Here is a 20006-nt window from a genome sequence, read left to right as displayed (position 1 = left end):
TCAGGCAGTTCTCCATAGAATTCTGACGTGACGTCCAACCAGCAAGCCGACCCCCTCATCGGGCGGCTTGTCGACGGCCGATACCGCGTGCGTGCGCGCATCGCCCGCGGCGGCATGGCCACCGTCTACGTCGCGACCGATCTGCGCCTCGAGCGCCGCATCGCTCTCAAGGTGATGCACGCGCACCTCAGCGACGATTCGGCGTTCCAGAGCCGGTTCATCCAGGAAGCCCGGTCCGCCGCTCGGCTGGCCGATCCGCACGTCGTGAACGTGTTCGATCAGGGGCAGGACGGCGAACTCGCCTACCTGGTCATGGAGTACCTTCCGGGCATCACGCTGCGCGAACTCCTCCGCGAGCAGAAGCGTCTGACGATCACGCAGACGATCACGATCATGGATGCCGTGCTGTCCGGGCTGTCCGCCGCGCACCGGGCGAACATCGTCCACCGCGACGTGAAGCCCGAGAACGTGCTCCTCGCCGAGGACGGTCGTATCAAGATCGGCGACTTCGGCCTCGCCCGTGCGACCACCGCCAACACGGCGACGGGTCAACAACTCCTGGGCACGATCGCGTACCTCGCTCCCGAACTCGTCACCCGGGGCACCGCCGACGCGCGCAGCGACATCTACGCCCTCGGCATCATGCTGTACGAGATGCTGGTCGGCGAGCAGCCGTACAAGGGCGAGCAGCCGATGCAGATCGCCTTCCAGCATGCGACCGAGTCGGTTCCGCGCCCCAGCGCCCGCAACCCCGGCGTGCCCGAGCAACTCGACGAACTGGTGCTGTGGGCGACCGAGAAGTCCCCCGACGAACGCCCCGACGACGCGAAGCAGATGCTCGACCGCCTGCGCGAGATCGAGCGCGAGCTCGGCGTCTCCCCCGCCGCGGCGACCACCTCGCCACCGGTGCGATCCGCGAGCGACTCCGGGGATCTCACCAAGGTCATGCCCGCGACGGTGGCCGTCACCGATCCCGTCGCCCCCGTGCCGCAGACCGTCGACAACGCCACGCTCCTGCGGCGGCGCGCGTCGCGACGGCGCGCACGTGGCGCGTTCCTCCTCACTCTCGTCCTGCTGCTCGCGGTGCTCGCCGGCGGCGTCGGCTGGTGGTTCGGCTCCGGACCCGGCTCGCTCGTGGCGGTTCCCGGCGTCGCGGGTATGACCTACGACGAGGCGGCGGACGCACTCACCGCCGACGGCTTCTCCCCTCGACAGGAGGACCGCTTCTCGCTCGACGTCGAGCCGGGCACGGTGATCGAGACAGATCCCGGTGAGGGCCAGCGCCTCGACAAGGGAGCGGTCGTGTCGGTGATCGTGTCCGCCGGACCGACTCCGCACACGGTCGAGACTCTCAACGGGCGGGCGGAGGAGGATGCGCGCGATTATCTCGCGAGCATCAACGTGAACGTCGCGGAGACGACCGTCGTGCTCTTCTCCGATGCCGCCGAGGGCATCGTCATCAACGCCTTCGCCACCCCGCGTGCCGGCGGCGAGGCCTACGCCTGCGCTGAGGGCTGCGACCTCTTCGAGGCCGACACGATCGAGCTCTACATCTCGGCGGGCGCCTTCCCCGATGTCTCGGGGATGTCCGTCAGCGAAGCGAGTTCGACCCTCACCGACCGCGGTCTGGTCGTGGGCGAGTCGTCGTACGTCTTCAGCTCGGACGTCGACAAGGACATCGTGATCGGCGTCTCTGACCGCGCCGAAGAGGGCAACTGGCGCCCCGGTGACACCGTCCAGCTGATCGTCTCGAAGGGGCCGGAGCTGTTCCCGGTTCCCGATGTGACGGGAATGACCCGTGATGAGGCCGCGCAGACCCTTCGGAATGCTGGGTTCGAACCCACATGGAACGTCATCTGGAATGCGTTCCCGAATGACTTCACGGAGGTGTCGGGGACGGACCCCGCACCCGAGTCCGAACGCCGGAAGGGCGCTCAGGTCACTCTGCAGATCAAGAGCAGCGGTTTCTAGATCCCCGGCCTCGGCATCCGCCGTTCCCTGGACGAAGGCACACGACGACGAAGGCCGCACCACCGGGATCCGGGGTGCGGCCTTCGTCGGTCGAAGATGCGGTGTCAGCGCTTTTCGAGCTCCTCGGCGACGAGGAACGCCAGCTCGAGGGACTGCATGTGGTTCAGGCGCGGGTCGCAGAGGCTCTCGTACCGGGTCGCCAGTGCGGCCTCGTCGATGTGCTCGGATCCGCCGAGGCATTCGGTCACGTCGTCGCCCGTGAGCTCGACGTGGATGCCGCCCGGGAACGTGCCGACGGCGCGGTGCGCCTCGAAGAACCCGCGCACCTCGTCGACCACGTCGTCGAAACGACGCGTCTTGTATCCGGTCGGCGTCGTGATGCCGTTTCCGTGCATCGGGTCCGTGACCCACAGCGGGGTCGCGCCCGAGTCGCGCACGGCCTCGAGGAGAGGCGGGAGCGCGTCACGGATCTTTCCGGCACCCATGCGCGTGATGAAGGTGAGGCGTCCCGGCTCACGGTTCGGGTCGAGCTTGTCGATGAGCTCGAGAGCCGTCTCGGGCGTCGTCGTCGGCCCCAGCTTCACTCCGATGGGGTTGCGGATCTTCGAGAAGTAATCGACGTGCGCACCGTCGAGGTCACGCGTGCGCTCCCCGATCCAGAGGAAGTGCGCCGACGTGTTGTACGGCGTGTCGGTTCGCGAGTCGATGCGCGTCATCGGGCGCTCGTAGTCCATGAGCAGACCCTCGTGGCCCGTGAAGAACTCCACGCGCTTGAGCTCGTCGAAGTCGGCGCCGGCCGCCTCCATGAACTTGATCGCGCGATCGATCTCGGCCGCCATGCGCTCGTAACGCTGGTTCGCCGGGTTCTGCGCGAAGCCCTTGTTCCACGAGTGCACCTCACGCAGGTCGGCGAACCCGCCCTGCGTGAACGCGCGGATGAGGTTCAGCGTCGATGCCGCCGTGTGGTACCCCTGCAACAGGCGTCCCGGGTCGGCCTGGCGCGAGCCCTCGGTGAAGTCGTAGCCGTTGACGATGTCGCCCCGGTACGCCGGCAGCGTGACGTCGCCCCGGGTCTCGGAGTCGCTCGAGCGGGGCTTGGCGAACTGCCCGGCCATACGGCCCATCTTGACGATGGGCATCGAGGCGCCATACGTGAGCACGACGGCCATCTGCAGCACCGTCTTGATGCGGTTGCGGATCTGCTCGGCGGTCGCACCGGCGAACGTCTCGGCGCAGTCACCGCCCTGGAGCAGGAATGCGCGGCCGGAAGCCGCGCGGGCGAGACGGTCGCGGAGGTTGTCGACCTCGCCGGCGAAAACCAGCGGCGGCAGGGCCGCGATCTGTCGAGAGACCTCGGCGACGCGCTCGGCGTCGGGCCACTGCGGCTGCTGCTTGATCGGGAGCGAGCGCCACGCGTCCAGGGCGTCGATATCGTGCGGGAGCATCATCCCAGCCTAGTGGTCGTGCGGCGCGTCGTCGGCGTCAGGAACGTCGTGTGACGCGGACCGGAAGACGGTCCTTCACGGTCGATGCGTAGACGTCCTCGTACTTCTGCTCCCCGAGCCGCTGCAGCGCGACCATGATCTCGTCGGTGACGGAACGGAGGATGTACCGATCGTTCTCCATACCCGCGTAGCGCGAGAAATCGAGCGGCTCGCCGATCACGATACCGACGCGCACGATCCGTGGCAGTCTCTGCCCGATCGGCATCGCCGTATCGGTGTCGACCATGATCACGGGCACGACTGGAACCTTCGCCTCCAGCGCCATCCGCGCGATGCCGGTGCGTCCGCGGTAGAGCGTTCCGTCGGGGCTGCGCGTGCCCTCGGGATAGATGCCGAGCAGGTCTCCCCCACCGAGCACCTGGAGCCCCGTGTTCAGCGACGCTTCGGATGCCTTGCCACCCGACCGGTCGATCGGGATCTGTCCGGTGGCGCTCATGAAGAACTTGGTCGCCCATCCCTTGAGACCGCGCCCGGTGAAGTAGTCGCTCTTCGCGAGGAACGACATCTTCCGGTCGATGACCAGGGGCAGGAAGATCGAGTCGGCGAAGGAGAGGTGGTTGCTGGCGAGGATCGCCGCACCGCTCGCGGGCACGTTCTTGCGGCCCACGATCCAGGGACGGAAGATCGCCTTGACCACGGGGCCGATCACGACGTACTTCATCAGCCAGTAGAACACCGTCGTGAGTCTAGCGCCGTGATCGCTCTCCGCCGGAAACTTCCCAGGAACAAGCCTCGGGAAGCGACCCAGTTCCACCAGGTGTGCGACCCGGTGTCATGCCCTAGACTCGGGAGGAACCCGTACCCGACCGGTACCGAAGGAGCTGCCGTGGTCCAGTTTGAAGTTCCCGCCGTCGTCCCCGCCGACCCCGACGCGAACGTCGCCGACCTCCTGGTCGAACGCGTCCGCGCCACTCCCGACCGCGCTCTGTTCGCCGTCCCCGACCGGGACGGATGGCGCGACATCTCCGCCGCCGACTTCCAGACCGCCGTGATCGCGCTGGCGAAGGGCTTCGCCGCCGCCGGCATCCAGCCCGGCGAGAAGGTCGGCTTCCTCGCCCGGACCACGTACGAGTGGACGCTCGTCGACTTCGCCCTCTTCTACGCCGGCGCCGTGATGGTGCCGATCTACGAGACGAGCTCGCCGTCGCAGATCCAGTGGATCCTCGAGGACTCCGGAGCGATCGCCCTGATCGTCGAGTCGCCCGAGCACTTCGCCCGCGTCGACGAGGTGCGCGGCGACCTCCCGCTCATCCGCGAGGTCTGGCAGCTGCACCTCGGCGCCATCGACACCCTCACCGCCCAGGGCGCGTCGGTCGAGGATGCCGAGATCGAACGTCGCCGGTCGCTCGCCGTGGGTTCGGACATCGCGACCCTCATCTACACCTCGGGCTCGACGGGTCGCCCCAAGGGTTGCGTCCTCACCCACTCCAACTTCGTCGAGCTCTCACGCAACTCCGCCAAGGCGCTGGACGAGGTCGTGCAGGTGCCGGGCGCCTCGACGCTCCTCTTCATCACCACCGCTCACGTGTTCGCGCGATTCATCTCGATCCTCGACATCCACGCCGGCGTCCGCACGGGTCACCAGCCCGACACCCGCCAGCTCCTTCCGGCGCTCGGGTCGTTCAAGCCGACCTTCCTGCTCGCGGTCCCCCGCGTGTTCGAGAAGGTCTACAACTCCGCCGAGCAGAAGGCAGAGGCCGGCGGCAAGGGCAAGATCTTCCGCGCGGCCGCCGATGTGGCGATCGAGCACTCCAAGCTCGTCGAAGAGGGCAAGAAGATCCCGTTCGGCACGAAGCTCAAGTTCGCCCTGTTCAACAAGCTCGTCTACAGCAAGCTGCGCGAGGCGATGGGTGGCAACGTCGCCTACGCCGTCTCGGGCTCCGCCCCGCTCGGGCCGCGCCTCGGGCACTTCTTCCACAGCCTCGGCGTCGTCATCCTCGAGGGCTACGGCCTCACCGAGACGACCGCCCCCGCGACCGTGAACCTCGCGGACAAGTCGAAGATCGGCACGGTCGGCCCGGCGCTCCCCGGGGTGGGCGTCCGCCTGGCCGACGACGGCGAGATCGAGGTGCGTGGGATCAACGTGTTCAAGGAGTACTGGAACAACCCGGAGGCGACGGCCGAGGCGTTCAGCGAGGGCGGCTGGTTCCGTACCGGCGACATCGGCAGCTTCGACTCCGAGGGCTTCCTCACCATCACGGGTCGCAAGAAGGAGATCATCGTCACCGCCGGCGGCAAGAACGTCGCCCCGGCGGCCCTCGAGGACCCGATCCGCGCGAACCCGATCATCGGTCAGGTCGTCGTCGTCGGCGACCAGAAGCCGTTCATCTCGGCGCTCGTCACACTCGACTCGGAGATGCTGCCGACGTGGCTCGCCAACAACGGCCTCGCCGCCGACATGACGCTCGCGGATGCCGCGAAGAACGATGCCGTGCGCGCCGAGATCCAGCGAGCAGTCGATGCCGCCAACGCCCGTGTCTCCCGCGCGGAGTCGATCCGCAAGTTCACCGTGCTGGAGTCGGAGTGGACCGAGGCATCCGGCCACCTCACTCCGAAGCTCTCGATCAAGCGGAACGTGATCATGAACGACTTCGCGGACGAGATCTCGGCGATCTACGACGAGCCCGTGTCGACGACGAACGTCGCGATCGGCGGCTGAGCTCTCCCCGAGATCACCCCTCCGGAACAGGAGAGCCCTCTGCGCACGTCGCGCAGAGGGCTTTCTCGTTCGGAGAAGGAGGTACCGGCGTCAGAACCAGTCGCTCTCGCGCACCTGGCGCATCGCCGTGCGCCGCGTCTCGGGATCGAGACGCGAGAGGTAGAGCTTGCCGTCGAGGTGGTCGGTCTCGTGCTGCAGAGCCTGCGCGAGCAGCCCCTCTCCTTCGAGCACGACCGGTGCGCCGTCGAGATCGATGCCCTCGACGCGAGCCCAGGGGTACCGCAGCGCGTCGTGCCAGAGGCCGGGCACAGACAGGCACCCCTCACCCGTGGGCACGGGCTCCCCGCGCACCTCGGTGAGGACGGGGTTGATCACGTATCCGATGTCGCCGTCGACGTTGTAGCTGAACGCCCGCAACGCGACACCGATCTGCGGCGCCGCGACGCCGGCGCGCCCGGGCAGCTCCACGGTCTCGACGAGGTCGGTCACGAGAGCACGGACGCCGTCGTCGATCTCGTCGATCGGTGCGCACACGGTGCGCAGCACGGGATCGCCGAAGATCCGGATCTCACGGACGGTCATGCGGATGCCTCCGTCCGCAGTCCTTCGACCAGCAGCGCGGCGAGTTGACGCGCCGCGAGACGCGTCTCGGGCTGCAGGTTCGCGAACACGATCGCACCGCCGGCGGCGAGCTGCGCGTCGTAGGGCATCTGCACCACGCTGCGGACGCGGGAGGCGAAGTGCGCCTCCAGCTCGTTCACCCGCACGAGCGGCGTGCCGGGCGTGGAGTGGTTGAGCACGACGATCGCCTCGTGCGCGCGATCCTCGAACCCGTTCGTCTCCAACCAGGTCAGGGTCTCGGACGCCAAACGCGCCTCGTCGACGCTGAGGCCCGAGACGATGACGATACGGTCGGCGAGATCGAGCGTGGCCGCCATCACCGAGTGCACGATGCCCGTACCGGTATCGGTGAGAACCAACGAATAGTAGTGCGCGGCCAGATCCGCCACGTCGCGGTAGTCGGTGTCGCTGAACGCTTCGGCGATGCGCGGATCGGTGTCAGAGGCGAGCACGTCGAGCCGCGTCGCATCGCGTGCGACGACCGCCGAGATGTCGTGGTACCCGGTCACCTGATCGTGGATGCGCACGAGATCGCGCACCGACTTCGTGTGCTGCGGACGCACGATCCGATCGGCGAGCGTTCCCCGGTCGGGATTCGCGTCGATCGCGATGACACGGTCGTCACGAGCATCCGCCAGCGCCATGCCCAGCAGAGCCGTGATCGCGGTCTTCCCCACCCCGCCCTTGCGGGAGAGCACCGGGACGAACCGGGCTCCGCCGGGCAGCGGAGCGGCGATCCGAGCGGAGAGCGCCTTGCGCTCGCGCGCGCGACGCCCGTCGCCGATGTTGATCCGTCGGCCGGAGATCGAGTAGAGCAGGTGGCTCCAGGCGCCCTCGGGTTCGGGCTTCGTCACGCGATGCGGATCGAGCAACCGGTCGGTCGTGAGCAGATCGGCGGATTCGCGATTGGCGCCGCTCAGATCGCCGAGTCGCTTGGACGTCAGCGTCACCTCCGGCGGAGCGGTGCGTGGTGCGACGGACTTCTTCGGGCTCTCCACGGGAGCGGTCTCCTTCACGGGGGTGGGAGCAGGCACCACAACGGGCTCGGGCTCGGGCTCGGGCTCGGGAACAGGCTCGGCCTCGGGAACAGGCTCGGCCTCGGCGACGACCTCCTCGACGGCGGCGGCGATCGGTGCGGAGGACACCGCGATGACGGCATCCTCCAGCACGATGTCGGCGATGACGGCCTCGTCGACCTCGCCGTCGATGACCTCTTCATCGGCGAGATCGTCATCGTGCTCCTGCGGCATGACGACGCTCACCTGGGCGGTTCCGCCGAGGATGCCGATGCCGGTCGTCGCGACGGACGCGGCGTCGTCGAGCACCCCCATCGCGTCGTCCTCGCGGGGATCAGGGGTGTTCTTCGGGGTCACTGTCTCGCTCCAAGCATGCGCAGGCGAGGGCGCGCCACATCGTGCGCTGCCCCCGCCCGGACAAGGTTAGTGCGCGGGACGGATGACGACCAAAAGATCGCCGGCGTCGACCTGCTGCGTCGACGAGATCGCGTGGCGCTCGACGACACCGTCGACGGGTGCCGTGATCGCGGCCTCCATCTTCATCGCCTCGATCGACGCGACGGGCTCACCGGCTCGGACCGTGGCCCCGATCTCGGCCTTCAGGGTGACGACTCCCGAGAACGGAGCGGCGACCTGACCGGGAACGGAGGTGTCGGCCTTCTCGACCTCGTGGGCGTCGACGGAGATCGCGCGATCTCGCACGAAGACCGGTCGGAGCTGGCCGTTGAGAGTCGTCATCACGGTGCGGATGCCGCGGTCATCGGCGTCGCCGATCGCCTCGAGCCCGACGTACAGTTGCACGCCACGGTCGATCTCGACCAGATGCTCCTGCCCCGCCACGAGGCCGTACAGGTAGTCGCTGGTGTCGAGCACCGACAGATCGCCGAAGAGTTCGCGCATCTGGCTGAACTCCTGCATCGGCGCCGGGAAGAGCAGGGTGTTCAGTCGCGAACGTCGTGTCGCGCTGTCGCCCGCGAGGGCCGACTCGTCGTCGGCCGTGAGCTCGGTCAGCCCGACGCGGACCGTGCGCCCCGCGAGCACCTTCGATCGGAACGGCTCCGGCCATCCGCCCGGCAGGTCGCCGAGCTCTCCGGCCATGAAGCCGACGACCGAGTCCGGCACGTCGTACTTCTCGGGGTTCGCCTCGAAATCGGCCGGGTCGGCCTTCACCGCGGCGAGGTGCAGGGCGAGATCGCCGACCACCTTCGACGAGGGCGTGACCTTCGGCACGCGACCGAGGATCCGGTCGGCGGCGGCGTACATGTCCTCGATCAGCTCGAAGTCGTCGGCGAGGCCGAGCGCTTTGGCCTGCTGACGCAGATTCGAGAGCTGGCCACCCGGGATCTCGTGGTGGTACACGCGCCCCGTGGGCCCCGGGAGACCCGACTCGAACGGCGCGTACTGATGCCGTACGGCTTCCCAGTACGGCTCGAGATCCGAGACGCCCGCGAGATCGATGCCGCTGTCGCGGTCGGTGTGCGCGAGCGCGGCGACCAGCGCCGACAGCGAGGGCTGGCTCGTCGTGCCCGACAGCGGAGCGGATGCGGCATCCACCGCGTCGACACCGGCGGCGCTGGCGGCCAGGAGCGTGGCGAGTTGCCCGCCCGGGGTGTCGTGCGTGTGCAGGTGCACCGGGAGGTCGAAGCGCTCGCGCAGCGCGGAGACGAGTTTCGCGGCGGCCGCCGGACGCAGCAGGCCCGCCATGTCCTTGATGGCGATGATGTGCGCCCCGGCATCGACGATCTTCTCGGCGAGGCCGAGGTAGTAGTCGAGCGTGTAGAGGTCCTCGGCCGGATTCAACAGGTCGCCGGTGTAGCAGAGCGCGACCTCCGCGACCGCCGTCCCGGTGCGCCGGACCGCCGCGATCGCCGGACGCATCTGCTCGACATCGTTGAGGGCGTCGAAGATGCGGAAGATGTCGACACCGCTCGCGGCGGCCTCGGCCACGAAGGCATCGGTGACGGCCGTCGGGTACGGCGTGTAGCCGACCGTGTTCCGCCCGCGGAGAAGCATCTGGATCGCCACGTTCGGGAGTTCCGCGCGCAGCTTGTCGAGGCGCTCCCAGGGGTCCTCGCCCAGGAACCGGAGCGCGACGTCGTAGGTCGCCCCGCCCCATGCCTCGACCGAGAGCAGGCCCGGTGTCAGTCGAGCGACGTAGGGAGCGGCCGCGACGAGGTCCTTCGTGCGCACTCGCGTGGCGAGCAGCGACTGATGCGCATCGCGGAAGGTGGTCTCGGTGATCGCCAGCGCGCTCTGCGCGCGCAGTTCGGCCGCGAACCCTTCCGGTCCGAGTTCGAGGAGGCGCTGACGCGAGCCGGGCACCGGCTCGGCGGCGAGGTCGATCGCCGGCAGCTTCGTGCGAGGATCGACGGCCCCCGGGTGCGCACCGTTCGGCTTGTTGACGGTGACGTCGACCAGCCAGTTGAGGATCTTGGTGCCGCGGTCCTTCGATACCCGTCCGCGCAGCAGTTCGGGACGCTCGTCGATGAACGAGGTGCTGAGGTCACCGGCGACGAAGGCGTCGTCGTCGAGCAGCGCCTGCAGGAACGGGATGTTCGTCGAGACGCCGCGGATGCGGAACTCCGCCAGCGCACGACGCGCGCGGGCGACCGCCGCGGGGAAGTCGCGCCCGCGGCAGGTCAGCTTCGACAGCATCGAATCGAAGTGGGGGCTGATCTGCGCTCCCTGGTGCACCGTTCCGCCGTCGAGACGGATGCCGGCGCCGCCGGGCGATCGGTACGTCGTGATCTTCCCCGTGTCCGGGCGGAAGCCCTGCGTGGGATCCTCGGTCGTGATCCGGCACTGGAGGGCCGCACCCCGCAGCTGCAGGTTCTGCTGCTGCAGGCCGAGCTCCGCCAGCGTCTGACCGGAGGCGATGCGCATCTGGCTCTGGACGAGGTCGACATCGGTGACCTCTTCGGTGACCGTGTGCTCGACCTGGATCCGTGGGTTCATCTCGATGAAGACGACCTCACCCGCCCGCTCCCCGGCGGTCTCGAGCAGGAACTCGACCGTGCCGGCGTTCTCGTACCCGATCGACCGCGCGAAGGCGACGGCGTATCCGTGCAGGGCGGTGCGGATGCCGTCGTCGAGGTTCGGCGCCGGGGCGATCTCGACGACCTTCTGATGACGGCGCTGCACCGAGCAGTCGCGCTCGAAGAGGTGCACCGTCTCACCGGTCTTGTCGGCGAGGATCTGCACCTCGATGTGACGGGGACGCACCACGGCCTGCTCGAGGAACATCCGTGGGTCGCCGAAGGCGCTGTCCGCTTCGCGCATCGCCTCGGCGAGTGCGGGGGCGAGCTCGGCGGCGCTCTCGACGCGACGCATTCCGCGCCCTCCACCGCCGGCCACGGCCTTCGCGAAGAGGGGGAAACCGATGTCGGCGGCCTGCGACACCAGCGCCTCGACGTCGGCGGATGCCTCGGTCGAGCGCAGCACGGGCACACCGGCCTCGACGGCGTGGCGCTTGGCCTCGACCTTGTTGCCGGCCATCTCGAGCACGGCGGCGGGCGGACCGATGAACACGATGCCGTTGGCGGCGGCCTTCTCGGCCAACTCCGGGTTCTCGGACAGGAAGCCATAGCCGGGGTAGATCGCGTCGGCGCCGGACTCGAGCGCGACGCGGATGATCTCGTCGACGTTCAGGTACGCGCGCACCGGATGCCCGCGCTCGCCGATCTCGTAGGCCTCGTCCGCCTTGAGGCGGTGCACGGAGCCCCGATCCTCATGCGGGAAGACCGCGACGGTCCTGGCTCCGACTTCGTAGGCCGCGCGGAAGGCACGGATCGCGATCTCGCCGCGGTTGGCCACAAGGATCTTCTGGAACATGCACACCTCTGGGAGCTCGATGTGCGCGTGGATGCGCGCACATGGGGCGGGGCTGAGTGTCCCCCCAGACTAGGGCAAGGTAACGTGGAGTCCGTGCACGTACTCAGCGTCAGCTCTCTCAAGGGAGGCGTCGGCAAGACGACCGTGACCCTCGGCCTGGCCTCAGCGGCCTTCGCCCGGGGCGTCCGTACTCTCGTCGTCGACCTCGACCCGCAGTCCGATGTGTCCACCGGCATGGACATCCAGGTGGCAGGACGACTCAACATCGCCGATGTCCTGGCGAACCCGAAGGAGAAGGTCGTCCGCCAGGCGATCACCTCCAGCGGCTGGGCGAAGGTGCACCCCGGCACGATCGACGTGCTCATCGGCAGCCCGTCGGCGATCAACTTCGACGGCCCGCACCCCAGCGTGCGCGACGTGTGGAAGCTCGAGGAGGCTCTCGCGGCCGTCGAGGCCGACTACGACCTCGTTCTCATCGACTGCGCGCCGTCGCTCAACGCCCTCACGCGTACGGCCTGGGCCGCGAGCGACCGCGTGATGGTCGTCACCGAGCCCGGCCTGTTCTCGGTGGCCGCGGCCGACCGCGCCCTGCGCGCGATCGAGGAGATCCGCCGCGGACTCTCCCCCCGCCTGCAGCCGTTGGGCATCGTCGTGAACCGTGTGCGCCCGCAGTCGATCGAGCACCAGTTCCGCATCAAGGAACTGCGCGACATGTTCGGACCGCTCGTCCTCTCCCCCCAGCTCCCCGAGCGCACGTCGCTCCAGCAGGCGCAGGGCGCCGCCAAGCCGCTGCACATCTGGCCGGGCGACTCGGCGCAGGAACTCGCCGCCGACTTCGATCAGCTCCTCGATCGCATCATCCGAACGGGGCGCATCCCGGTCCCCGAGACCGGACAGCAGGCGTAACGCCTCGTCGACATGAGAAACGGCCATCCTCAACGAGGATGGCCGTTCTTGTGTCCGTCGGACGGTGGGTCAGGCGGAGCGCTTCGAGCGGCGGCTGGCCAGCTCGTCGACGGGGTCCGGAGCCGTGGGGTCGAACTCCACCAGGGTGGACTCGACCTCGCGGAGCACCTTGCCCACGGCGATGCCGAACACGCCCTGGCCGCGGCTGACGAGGTCGATGACCTCGTCGTTCGAGGTGCACAGGTACACCGAGGCACCGTCGCTCATGAGCGTGGTGCCGGCGAGATCGCGGATGCCGGCGCGACGCAGCTCTTCGACCGCGGTGCGGATCTGCTGCAGCGAGATACCGGTGTCGAGAAGGCTCTTCACGAGCTTGAGCACGAGGATGTCGCGGAAACCGTAGAGACGCTGCGAGCCCGACCCGCTGGCGCCGCGGACGGTCGGAACGACCAGTTCCGTGCGGGCCCAGTAGTCGAGCTGGCGGTAGGTGATGCCGGCGGCACGAGCGGCGACCGCTCCGCGGTATCCGACCTCGTCGTCCATCGCCGGGAGACCGTCGGTGAAGAGGAGTTCGGGCACGAACCGCGGGTCGCCTGTGAGCTCATCCGCATTCATTTCAAATCCTCCCTGGAACGGTTACCTCCACGCTAGAGCAGCACCCCCGGGGCGGCAACGACATCCGCGACACCGCGAAGGTGTGTCGCAATCAGTTCGTTACGAAAGGACGCGCGTGAGCGCTTCCTTGACGAAGAGCCCGCGGACCTCGTCGATCTTCGACGCCAGTTCCGGCGCCAATTCGCTCGCCTTGGCGCGCGATGCGGCGTCGGTCCGCCGCAGCAGCGCGGAGAGCGCGGACTCGATGAGAGCGACCTCGCGGTCCGCCCCCTGACGCAGTGCGCGCAAGTGCCGCGGCTCGATGCCGTGACGGTCGAGGGCGACCAATCCGCGCAGCAGGGCGACCGTGGCTTCGGGGTATGTCTCCTGCGCGGTGATGACGCCGGTGCTGATCGCGTCGTTCAGCAGCTGAGGGCCCGCACCCGCCGCGGAGAGCAGCTCGGTACGGCGGTAGCGGCGCGGCGTCGGGGTGATCGACGGCGGAGGCGTAAGGGCAGCGGACTCCGTGCTCGCCTCGTCCAGCTGCTCGCGGATCACGCTCAGCGGAAGGTAGTGATCGCGCTGGAGCGTGAGACCGAGACGCAGGCGCTCGATGTCGGCCTGCGAGAACTTGCGGTAGCCCGACTCCGTGCGCGAGGGGGTGACGATGCCCTGTACCTCGAGGAACCGCAGCTTGCTGGAGGTGAGATCGGGGAAATCGGGCGTCAGACGTGCGAGGACCTGACCGATGCTCAGAAGACCCGCGGACGCAGATCGTTCGCGGGCCGGGGAAGCCGCCATCAGGCGTTGGCCGCTGCGCGGTCGACCGGGGAGGCGAAGAAGTTCAGCCGGAACTTGCCGACGCGCACCTCTGCTCCGTCGACCAGGGGGCTGCGGTCGAACCGCTCGCCGTTGACGTACGTGCCGTTCAGCGACCGCTGATCGATGATCTCGAACGCCGCGCCGTTCCGAGTGACCTCGGCGTGCCGACGTGAGACCGTCACGTCGTCGAAGAAGATGTCGGCCTCGGGGTGACGCCCGATCGTAGTCACGTCGGTGTCGAGGAGGTAGCGTGCACCCGCCAGCGCGCCGGAGCGCACCAGCAGCAACGCGGATCCGGAGGGAAGCGCGGCGATCGCCGACTGCTCGACCTCGGTCAGTTCCACGCCGAAGGGAACGAACGACAGGTCGGAATCGTGCCCGAACGTCTGCGTCACGTCGTGCTTCTGCTCGCCGGATCGGTGAATCGCCGCTTCTGCGGCCGGTCGGCTCTCGCTGTCTGTCACTTTGCCCTCCTGATCGACCAGACTATCGGATGCCGAGGCCCCCGCGGGAGCCGCATCCACAGTCGATTCCCACATTCAGGCATCGCACACCGGATATTCCTAGGGTGGTGGGGTGCAGACCACCATTCTCCGGCGCTCGACCGCGCCCTTCGCTCTCGCCGCGGCCCTTCTCGCCGCCTTCCTCGTGCTCTTCGCGCCCCTGTCGGCTTCGGCCCACGACGACCTGATCTCCTCGTCTCCGGCGGCGGACTCGACGGTTGATGTGCTCCCTCCGGAGATCGTCCTGACGTTCAGCGCTGATTTGATCAGCGGCGGGAACGGAACTGAAGTGCGGGTTCTCGACGCGAACGAGAATCTGGTCTCGAACGGAGACCCCACGGTCGAAGGAGCGACCGTAACCCAGCCGTTGCTCGCCGAGGCCGACTCCGGCCTGTACCGCGTGCAGTGGCGGGTGGTCTCCAGCGACGGGCATCCAACGTCGAAGGAGTTCACCTTCACGGTCACCAACAGCACCATGCCGACCGCCGATCCGACGCCGACCGCGACGGAGTCGGCTTCCGCACCGTTCGCGTCCCCGACCGCGACCGCGACGCCCACCGCGACGCCGACCCTCACGGCCGACGACCCCGCGGACGCCGCATCCTCACCGGCCTGGATCTGGATCCTCGTCGTCCTCGGCATCCTGGTGATCGCTGCCGGGATCACGCTGGCCGTCATCCTCTCGCGGCGTCGCCGCAGCGCCTCGCCGACCGGTTCCGACGACTCCGCGGCGCGATAGGCTTAACGCATGCCTCATTACGACGTCGTCATCCTCGGTGCAGGTCCTGGTGGATACGTCGCTGCGGTTCGCAGCGCGCAGCTCGGCCTGTCCACCGCCATCATCGAGGAGAAGTACTGGGGTGGTGTCTGCCTCAACGTCGGCTGCATCCCCTCCAAGGCCCTCCTGAAGAACGCGGAGATCGCCCACACCCTGAAGCACAAGGCCGACTTCTTCGGCATCTCGGGCGAGTTCTCGCTCGACTACGGCAAGGCGTTCGACCGCAGCCGTGTCGTGGCCGACGGCCGCGTCAAGGGCATCCGCTTCCTGATGAAGAAGAACAAGGTCACCGAGTACGACGGCCGCGGCACGTTCACCGGCCCGAAGGCCATCTCGGTCGCCAAGTCCGACGGCACGACCGAAGAGGTAACCTTCGACAACGTCATCATCGCGACCGGTTCGACGGTGCGCCTGCTCCCCGGCGTCACGCTCAGCGAGAACGTGGTCACCTACGAAGAGCAGATCATGAGCCGCGAGCTCCCGGAATCGATCGTCATCGTCGGTGCCGGCGCGATCGGCATGGAGTTCGCCTACGTCATGACGAACTACGGCGTGAAGGTCACGATCATCGAGTTCCTCGACCGTGCCCTCCCCAACGAGGACGCCGACGTCTCGAAGGAGATCGCCAAGCAGTACAAGAACTACGGCGTCGATATCCTCACCTCGACCAAGGTCGAGACGGTCGTCGACAACGGTTCGTCCGTCACGGTCACCTACACGGGCAAGGACGGCCAGTCCGGCTCGATCGAGGCCTCGAAGGTGCTCATGTCGATCGGCTTCGCCCCGCGCGTCGAGGGCTTCGGCCTCGAGAAGACCGGTGTCGAGCTCACCGAGCGCGGCGCGATCGCGATCGACGACCACATGCGCACCAACGTCGAGGGTATCTATGCCATCGGCGACGTGACCGCCAAGCTGCAGCTGGCCCACGTGGCCGAGGCCCAGGGTGTCGTCGCCGCCGAGACCATCGGCAACGCCGAGACCATGACCCTCGGCGACTACCGCATGATGCCGCGCGCGACGTTCTGCTCGCCGCAGGTGGCGTCGTTCGGCCTCACCGAGCAGCAGGCGAAGGACGAGGGGCGCGACATCAAGGTCGTCAGCTTCCCGTTCATGGCCAACGGCAAGGCGCACGGCCTCGGTGAGCCGGTCGGCTTCGTCAAGCTCATCGCCGACGCCGAGCACCTCGAACTCATCGGCGCCCACATGATCGGCCCCGACGTCTCGGAGCTGCTGCCCGAGTTGACGCTGGCCCAGAAGTGGGACCTCACCGCGCTCGAGCTGGCGCGCAACGTGCACACGCACCCGACGCTGTCGGAGGCACTGCAGGAGGGCTTCCACGGCCTCGCAGGACACATGATCAACTTCTGATCACCCGCGCGCCTCTCGAAGGCGCCGCCACGAAGGCCCGGTCCGCGCTCGCGCGACCGGGCCTTCGTGCGTATGGCGGCCGTGCCTGCTCAGCCGAGCGGATGCTCCCACCGCAGTTCGAGCCGAGCCGGCAGCGCCGATCGCACGCGCCACCCCTCGGTGGTCACCGCGTCGAGCTCAGCCGCGGTGTAGGAGCGGCGGATGCTGCGCAGGCCGTCGATCCGGATGAACGAGTCTGCGAGGAGGTTCTTCGCGAACAGCGCCGTGCCCGCGGCGTAGAGCGCATAGGCGGCACGTCCCCGCGCGATGTCCTGATGTGCGACGACGCCACCCGGCTCCGCCAGCTTCTCGCTGTCGCGGAGGAGAGCCGTGAGTTCGGCGGAGTCGAGGTGGTGGAGCAGATGATTCGAGACGACGATATCGAACCGCTCTCCGGCATCCGCCAGCGTCGCGCTGTTTGCGCATCGGTACTCGACCCCGGCCGTGCCGTCATGGGCGCGTGCCCAGTCGATCGCCCGCTCGTCCGGGTCGAGCGCCGTGATCCGAGCCGACAGCCCGTCTCGTCGAAGGCGTCCCGCCAGATACCGGCAGAGGTCTCCCCCGCCCGCCCCGATGTCGAGGATGCGCACCTCGCCTCGTCGTGCGCGCGGTCGTACGTGCCGCCGATAGAGCAGCCCCGGTCGCGACACCAGCGCGTTGACGACCGCGAAGCGCCGATACGTGCGCTCGAGCATCCGCAGATCGGCTTCGGGGTCGTCCATGAGTTCTCGCAGGCCGACCGCCCGCTCCCGGAGGTCAGGCGCCATGACCGCGCGGCGTCTCGACCGTCATCAGCGCGCTCTCCGCGGTGAGCCCCGGGCCGAAGGCCATCGCCGCGACACGATCTCCGCGCTGCGCGCCCTCCTCCTCGAGGATGCGCTTGAGTACGAACAGGATGGTGGCGCTCGACATGTTGCCGTTCTCGCGCAGCACGGCGCGCGCCGGATGCAGCTGTGCGTCGCTCAGATGGAGACGCTCCTGGATCCGGTCGAGGATGCTGCGTCCCCCGGGATGGATCGCCCAGTGCGCGACCCGCTCGCCGATCGCGCCCTCCTCGAACGCGATCGACATGTCGTGCTCCCCGACGTACAGCGGGCGCAGCGCTCCGAGAATGGTCTCGCCGATGATCTGCGGCACAGCGGTCGAGAGGATCATCTCGAAGCCCTCGTCACCGATCGTCCAGGCCATGTCCTTCTCACCCTCCGGCGCGATCGCCGTGTGGAAACGGTCGAGACTCAGCGCCGGCACCTCCGACGGCAGCTGGCGGGCCGTGACGATACCGGCCGCCCCTCCGTCGGCGAACAGCGAGGTCGCGACGATCGTGTCGGGGTCGTCGGAAGACCGCAGATGCAGGGTGCAGAGCTCGACACTCACGACGAGGACGACGGCATCCGGATCCGCCGCGCAGAACTGGCTCGCCGCGCGCAGGGCCGGCATGGCGGCGTAGCAGCCCATGAAACCGAAATGGAAGCGCTGCACGCTGTCGGCCAGTCCGAGGGCACGCACGATCTCGTACTCGGGTCCCGGGGCATGGAAGCCCGTGCACGAGACGGTGATCACGTGCGTCACATCGGATGCCTGAAGGTCGGGATCCTCCTCGATCGCCCGCTGCGCGACCTCCACGAACAGCCTCGTCGACTCGCGCACGTAGATGTCGTTGCGCGCCCGGGTGCCCGGCGCGAGCAGCTGGCGCGTCGCCGGGGCGAAGAACACGGGCTCGTCCGTCTCGTGCAGCGGCGAGAACTCCTCGATCACGGTGTGTCGGGTGTCGATGCCGGAGCCGTCGAAGGATGCCGTGACGATCCGCTGCGCGAGCCGCCCGAGACCGGGCTGCTGCGCGAAGACGTCTCTCACAGCGTCCTGCGCGATGACGGTGTCGGGAACGATCGTCTGCAGCGAGCGCAGGACGGCGGGACGGCTCATGGTGTCACTCAAGCACGCGGCCTGTTCCCGGGGGAAGGGGGTTGTGCCGTGTCGCGACCTCTGCGAAGGCTCAGAAGCCGAGTGCGCGGGCGAGCTTCGATCCGGAAGAGGCGTCGCGCCCGCCGGCCGTGCGCACCGCGGCCTCGACCGCGGAGAAGAAAGCCTCGCGCCCGTCGGCGTCCGCGGGCGCGGCCGGCCCCAACTCCATCTCCCACTCGCGCCACGCGCGCTCGACCCCCTGGCGGAGGTCGGTGGCGCGGACCCGGTCGTCGACGAACTCGGCGATCACGCCGTCGGGTCCGGTGAGGAGATACGCGGTCCGGTCATTGCGGATGCGCGCCAGGGGCGTCAACGGGTCGGTGGCCCAACGGGCGACCGTGGCGGCGACGGCATCCGGGATGCCCTCGCCGTCTCCGAGCGGCCATCCCAGCTCGAGCCGGCCGTCGCCCTCGCGCGGACCCTTGACGTGCCAGCCCGCATCGGGACCGCCGGTGCGTCGACGCAGCGCCACTCCGGAGCGCGACAGCGCCCCGTCGGCCGTATCGAAGTACTGGGCGTCGAGGTCGCGGGACTCACCGTCCGTGACGGTGTCGACTCCGGGGATCGCGTCCCAACGAGGGAGCGGCGTCGCATCGTCGACGTCGAACTTGCGCTCGACTTCGACGGTGCGAGACGGCTCAGTCATCGTTGGACGTGAGGTCCTCGAGGGACTCGTCGTACCAGTAGTCGATCTCGGTGGGGCCGTCGTCGGAGCCGGTGTTCTGCGGCTCGCCGCGACGGTTGTACACCACCTGCGTCTCGCTGTAGGGGACGATCAGCTTGTCGTCCGCGTCGCCGAGAGGAATGATCTGCCCGTCCAGCGGGCCGCCGTGAAGTCGTGCGAGTGCCATGCCCTCACCCTATCGCCGCGCTCCGACCTTCGGGCGGAGAACCGGCGGGTCCGGGTCAGACGGCGAGGACACCGAGCACCGCACCCACGATCATCCAGGGACCGAAGGCGATGCGCGTGGTGCGATCGGCCCGCCGGAGCGCCATGAGCCCTAGGGAGTACAGCGCGCCGAGCACGAAAGCGGATGCCGCGCCCACCGCGAGGGCCGTCCATCCGTGCCAGGCCAGCACCAGGCCGATCACGGCCGCGAGCTTCACGTCGCCGCCTCCCATGCCCGAGCGACTCAGCAGACGCAGCAGTGCGTAGAAGCCGCCGAGCACGATCATGCCCAGGAGCGCGCGGATCGACGGCGCCAGGTCGCCGGTCGCGAGTGCATCGACGAGTGCGAGCAGCAGGAGTCCCGCGAGGGTCGGGAGCACGATGCGATCGGGCAGGCGGTGGGTGCGCGCGTCGATGACGAGCAGCCACCCGCCGATGCCGAGCAGCATGAGGTGGACGAGCCCGATGAGGGCGAAGCGCGTATCCATCCCGGAAGGCTAGGAGATTCCGGTTCCGTCCCGCGGGGCGCTGTGGATAACCTC

At 68.6% G+C, this 20006-nt stretch carries 18 protein-coding genes; 5 read left to right on the top strand and 13 right to left on the bottom strand.

Annotated features, from left to right (window positions below):
* Window positions 1-27 precede the first annotated feature (27 nt).
* The gene (gene pknB, locus WFJ97_RS00290) at window positions 28-1971 is read left to right on the top strand and encodes a Stk1 family PASTA domain-containing Ser/Thr kinase (RefSeq protein ID WP_336640097.1); all 1944 of its coding nucleotides are present in this window, start codon (window positions 28-30) and stop codon (window positions 1969-1971) included.
* Window positions 1972-2075: 104 nt separating this feature from the next.
* Here the strand turns inward: pknB and WFJ97_RS00285 are convergent, their stop codons facing one another.
* Window positions 2076-3416, bottom strand: a complete 1341-nt coding sequence (locus tag WFJ97_RS00285) for a class II 3-deoxy-7-phosphoheptulonate synthase (protein WP_247622073.1) — start codon at window positions 3414-3416, stop codon at window positions 2076-2078.
* A 37-nt stretch (window positions 3417-3453) separates the two neighbouring features.
* Window positions 3454-4152, bottom strand: coding sequence for a lysophospholipid acyltransferase family protein (locus tag WFJ97_RS00280; protein ID WP_247622072.1), 699 nt, complete (start codon window positions 4150-4152; stop codon window positions 3454-3456).
* Between the two features lie 150 nt (window positions 4153-4302).
* Here WFJ97_RS00280 and WFJ97_RS00275 point away from each other — a divergent pair, with 150 nt between their 5' ends.
* The gene (locus WFJ97_RS00275) at window positions 4303-6135 is read left to right on the top strand and encodes an AMP-dependent synthetase/ligase (RefSeq protein ID WP_247622071.1); all 1833 of its coding nucleotides are present in this window, start codon (window positions 4303-4305) and stop codon (window positions 6133-6135) included.
* Window positions 6136-6225: 90 nt separating this feature from the next.
* Here the strand turns inward: WFJ97_RS00275 and def are convergent, their stop codons facing one another.
* The 3 genes from def to WFJ97_RS00260 form a co-directional block, all read right to left on the bottom strand.
* Window positions 6226-6717, bottom strand: coding sequence for a peptide deformylase (gene def, locus WFJ97_RS00270; protein ID WP_336640096.1), 492 nt, complete (start codon window positions 6715-6717; stop codon window positions 6226-6228).
* Window positions 6714-8129: a MinD/ParA family ATP-binding protein gene (locus WFJ97_RS00265; protein ID WP_336640095.1), complete on the bottom strand. Its 1416-nt coding sequence runs from the start codon at window positions 8127-8129 to the stop codon at window positions 6714-6716. Before WFJ97_RS00265 ends, def begins: the two co-directional genes overlap by 4 nt.
* 66 nt (window positions 8130-8195) lie before the next feature.
* The gene (locus WFJ97_RS00260; RefSeq protein WP_336640094.1) at window positions 8196-11603 is read right to left on the bottom strand and encodes a pyruvate carboxylase; all 3408 of its coding nucleotides are present in this window, start codon (window positions 11601-11603) and stop codon (window positions 8196-8198) included.
* A 93-nt stretch (window positions 11604-11696) separates the two neighbouring features.
* On the opposite strand from WFJ97_RS00260, the gene WFJ97_RS00255 reads away from it, so the two are divergent.
* Window positions 11697-12509 carry a ParA family protein gene (locus tag WFJ97_RS00255; protein ID WP_247622067.1) on the top strand — a complete coding sequence of 271 codons (813 nt, stop codon included), beginning with the start codon at window positions 11697-11699 and terminating at the stop codon, window positions 12507-12509.
* A 69-nt stretch (window positions 12510-12578) separates the two neighbouring features.
* Here WFJ97_RS00255 and WFJ97_RS00250 read toward each other — a convergent pair whose 3' ends face one another.
* The 3 genes from WFJ97_RS00250 to WFJ97_RS00240 all read right to left on the bottom strand — a co-directional run bounded on the left by WFJ97_RS00250 (window position 12579) and on the right by WFJ97_RS00240 (window position 14389).
* Entirely contained in the window at window positions 12579-13124 is a 546-nt protein-coding gene (locus WFJ97_RS00250; RefSeq protein WP_247622066.1) for a MerR family transcriptional regulator, read from the bottom strand.
* Between the two features lie 99 nt (window positions 13125-13223).
* Window positions 13224-13904: a transcriptional regulator FtsR gene (gene ftsR / locus WFJ97_RS00245; RefSeq protein ID WP_247622065.1), complete on the bottom strand. Its 681-nt coding sequence runs from the start codon at window positions 13902-13904 to the stop codon at window positions 13224-13226.
* Window positions 13904-14389: an FHA domain-containing protein gene (locus WFJ97_RS00240; protein WP_247622064.1), complete on the bottom strand. Its 486-nt coding sequence runs from the start codon at window positions 14387-14389 to the stop codon at window positions 13904-13906. Before WFJ97_RS00240 ends, ftsR begins: the two co-directional genes overlap by 1 nt.
* A gap of 112 nt (window positions 14390-14501) precedes the next feature.
* Between WFJ97_RS00240 and WFJ97_RS00235 the strand changes: the two genes are divergently transcribed.
* Complete coding sequence (locus WFJ97_RS00235) at window positions 14502-15167, top strand: copper resistance protein CopC (RefSeq protein ID WP_336640093.1); 666 nt, start codon at window positions 14502-14504, stop codon at window positions 15165-15167.
* Window positions 15168-15176: 9 nt separating this feature from the next.
* The gene (gene lpdA, locus WFJ97_RS00230) at window positions 15177-16574 is read left to right on the top strand and encodes a dihydrolipoyl dehydrogenase (protein ID WP_336640092.1); all 1398 of its coding nucleotides are present in this window, start codon (window positions 15177-15179) and stop codon (window positions 16572-16574) included.
* A gap of 89 nt (window positions 16575-16663) precedes the next feature.
* Here the strand turns inward: lpdA and WFJ97_RS00225 are convergent, their stop codons facing one another.
* From WFJ97_RS00225 to WFJ97_RS00205, 5 genes are all read right to left on the bottom strand, one after another.
* Complete coding sequence (locus tag WFJ97_RS00225) at window positions 16664-17380, bottom strand: methyltransferase domain-containing protein (RefSeq protein WP_336640091.1); 717 nt, start codon at window positions 17378-17380, stop codon at window positions 16664-16666.
* On the bottom strand, window positions 17370-18536 hold the full coding sequence (locus tag WFJ97_RS00220) for a type III polyketide synthase (protein ID WP_247622060.1): 1167 nt from the start codon (window positions 18534-18536) through the stop codon (window positions 17370-17372). Before WFJ97_RS00220 ends, WFJ97_RS00225 begins: the two co-directional genes overlap by 11 nt.
* Before the next feature lie 70 nt (window positions 18537-18606).
* Entirely contained in the window at window positions 18607-19221 is a 615-nt protein-coding gene (locus WFJ97_RS00215; RefSeq protein ID WP_247956427.1) for a CYTH domain-containing protein, read from the bottom strand.
* Complete coding sequence (locus tag WFJ97_RS00210; protein ID WP_247622058.1) at window positions 19214-19426, bottom strand: response regulator; 213 nt, start codon at window positions 19424-19426, stop codon at window positions 19214-19216. Before WFJ97_RS00210 ends, WFJ97_RS00215 begins: the two co-directional genes overlap by 8 nt.
* A 55-nt stretch (window positions 19427-19481) precedes the next feature.
* Window positions 19482-19952, bottom strand: a complete 471-nt coding sequence (locus WFJ97_RS00205) for an A24 family peptidase (protein WP_336640090.1) — start codon at window positions 19950-19952, stop codon at window positions 19482-19484.
* Window positions 19953-20006: the final 54 nt, after the last annotated feature.

Origin of the sequence: Microbacterium sp. USHLN272, from assembly GCF_037149655.1 — a bacterium.
GTDB classification, from domain to species: Bacteria; Actinomycetota; Actinomycetes; order Actinomycetales; family Microbacteriaceae; genus Microbacterium; species Microbacterium galbinum.
The sequence above is the reverse complement of the archived record's forward strand: the minus strand, read 5'-3'. Positions and strand labels throughout refer to the sequence as shown.

Bases quoted from the DNA above. Each gene is read 5' to 3' on its own strand.
- WFJ97_RS00285 (WP_247622073.1), bottom strand. From the start codon at position 3,416: ATGCTCCCGCACGATATCGACGCCCTGGACGCGTGGCGCTCGCTCCCG.
- def (WP_336640096.1), bottom strand. From the start codon at position 6,717: ATGACCGTCCGTGAGATCCGGATCTTCGGCGATCCCGTGCTGCGCACC.
- WFJ97_RS00260 (WP_336640094.1), bottom strand. From the start codon at position 11,603: ATGTTCCAGAAGATCCTTGTGGCCAACCGCGGCGAGATCGCGATCCGT.
- WFJ97_RS00250 (WP_247622066.1), bottom strand. From the start codon at position 13,124: ATGAATGCGGATGAGCTCACAGGCGACCCGCGGTTCGTGCCCGAACTC.
- ftsR (WP_247622065.1), bottom strand. From the start codon at position 13,904: ATGGCGGCTTCCCCGGCCCGCGAACGATCTGCGTCCGCGGGTCTTCTG.
- lpdA (WP_336640092.1), top strand. From the start codon at position 15,177: ATGCCTCATTACGACGTCGTCATCCTCGGTGCAGGTCCTGGTGGATAC.
- WFJ97_RS00225 (WP_336640091.1), bottom strand. From the start codon at position 17,380: ATGGCGCCTGACCTCCGGGAGCGGGCGGTCGGCCTGCGAGAACTCATG.
- WFJ97_RS00220 (WP_247622060.1), bottom strand. From the start codon at position 18,536: ATGAGCCGTCCCGCCGTCCTGCGCTCGCTGCAGACGATCGTTCCCGAC.
- WFJ97_RS00215 (WP_247956427.1), bottom strand. From the start codon at position 19,221: ATGACTGAGCCGTCTCGCACCGTCGAAGTCGAGCGCAAGTTCGACGTC.
- WFJ97_RS00210 (WP_247622058.1), bottom strand. From the start codon at position 19,426: ATGGCACTCGCACGACTTCACGGCGGCCCGCTGGACGGGCAGATCATT.
- WFJ97_RS00205 (WP_336640090.1), bottom strand. From the start codon at position 19,952: ATGGATACGCGCTTCGCCCTCATCGGGCTCGTCCACCTCATGCTGCTC.